This is a genomic window from Microcoleus sp. AR_TQ3_B6 (assembly GCF_036702785.1).
Classification (GTDB): domain Bacteria; phylum Cyanobacteriota; class Cyanobacteriia; order Cyanobacteriales; family Microcoleaceae; genus Microcoleus.
The window spans coordinates 1-1,794 of sequence record NZ_JAUBVJ010000228.1 but is presented as its reverse complement, the minus strand read 5'-3'; the positions used below and the strand labels follow the sequence as shown (position 1 = coordinate 1,794).

Here is a 1,794-nt window from a genome sequence, read left to right as displayed (position 1 = left end):
ATAGCATCTATAACTGGATGGGATTACATTTTGTCAGCCCTAGCTACTGTTGCATGATTTTTGAAAATTGGTATAAGTAAGGTTGCTTACGCAGATATCGATGACCTAATGTACCAAAAGCTTGTGGCTTGGGCGAAACGCCGCCACCCGAAAAAGAACGGGGGGTGGATAGCCAAGAAATACTGGCAATCCATCGGCGGCAGCAACTGGGAATTCGCAACCAAGCAAGTAGGTAACAAGCCTCTTCGGTTACTAAATCATGTGGAGACTCCAATAGTCCGCCATGTGAAAGTTAAAGGCGAAGCGTCACCATACGACGAAAACCTAGTTTACTGGAGTACAAGAAGGGGTAATAGCCCAGAAATGCCAAGCAGGATATCAAAACTCCTGAAAAAGCAAAAAGGGAAATGTGCCCACTGCGGACTATATTTTCGAGAAGACGATGTAATTGAAGTTGACCATAGAATCCCTAAATCGCAAGGTGGAAAGGATTCCTACGAGAATTGGCAACTTTTACATAGACATTGCCACGACACAAAAACTGCTTTAGACGGCAGCTTTGGCAACAAATCCGGCTGTAACAGAGCCGAGCCTAAGCCCACCAAAAGGCTTGAAAAAGTCGAGGATAAATGGGTAATGAGGTATGCGTGACAAGCACCAAACGATTGAGGAGCCGTGTGAGGTGAAAGTCTCACGCACGGTTTTGAAGACCAGCGGGGCTGGTGACAGTCTCGCTGAGTTTAATTCTATGCAAGAGTGCATCCAGGAACTGCAATACACGCTTGAGTTATTCCCAGAGTTGAGAGAGATCTACTTCTGCCTCGACTTGAGGGTAAAAAGTGTTTCCGCCTCACTGGCCACAATATTCATAACCACAGCCAAACTAAGTGGTCTCGACAGTACAGCAAACCCCGCTCGGGTATGTTGCAACTAGCAATGGTCAGACACAAACACACCCTGCAAAATTCGCTGTATGTGGGCGATCGCCCCGAAGATGAACAAGCTGCCCAACGAGCAGGTGTCCCCTTTCAATGGGCATGGGACTGGATCGAGCAACATCAACAGGCGATCGTCCCCAACCTTACAGAAGTACAGTAATTGACCGGATAGTCATGAACCGAGAGATTATAGATAGCAACGGCGACGTTGCTGAAACAAGGTATGATTAGTTCAAAGAGAAATTTGCAAAAACAATTAACTAAAAATCTAAATCTATGAAATGTCTTGAATGTAAATCAACTCATGTAAATAAAAATGGACACAAAAAAGGCAAACTGAATTATATTTGTGTTGAGTGTGGTAGGCCATTCATAGAATGCTACCAACCCTATAACGGTTACTCTCAAGGAGTTAAGCATGAATGTCTAAAAATGTATGTCAATGGTATGGGTTTTCGAGCGATAGAGAGAATCAAAGGTGTTCATCATACGACAATAATTAATTGGGTCAAACAGGTGGGAGAACTTCTACCACAGGCTTACGAACCAGACACAATTCCCGAAGTCGGAGAACTAGATGAATTAGGAACATTTATTGGCTCAAAAAAAAAATGTGGTTAGGGACAGCAGTAGACCACTTCAAACCAGGTATTTTAGGATGGGTTTTAGGAGACCATAGTACCCAAACATTTAAACCTTTATGGGAGCTTGTTGAGCAATGGAGATGCTATTTTTATGTAACGGACGGTTGGAAAGTTTACCCCATGTTTATTCCAGACGGTGACCAAATCATTTGTAAAACTTATATGACCAGAGTGGAAGGTGAAAATACAAGACTCAGACATGATCTGGCTCG

General features: G+C 43.5%; 2 protein-coding genes and 1 pseudogene. All 3 read left to right on the top strand.

Annotation, left to right across the window (positions count from 1 at the left end; translation table 11 throughout):
- Positions 1-60: 60 nt before the first annotated feature.
- Entirely contained in the window at positions 61-651 is a 591-nt protein-coding gene (locus QUB56_RS36845; RefSeq protein ID WP_332961293.1) for an HNH endonuclease, read from the top strand.
- A gap of 270 nt (positions 652-921) precedes the next feature.
- Positions 922-1,098, top strand: coding sequence for a hypothetical protein (locus QUB56_RS36840; RefSeq protein WP_332961292.1), 177 nt, complete (start codon positions 922-924; stop codon positions 1,096-1,098).
- A 116-nt stretch (positions 1,099-1,214) separates the two neighbouring features.
- Positions 1,215-1,794, top strand: a pseudogene (locus QUB56_RS36835) (IS1 family transposase); the annotation flags it as partial.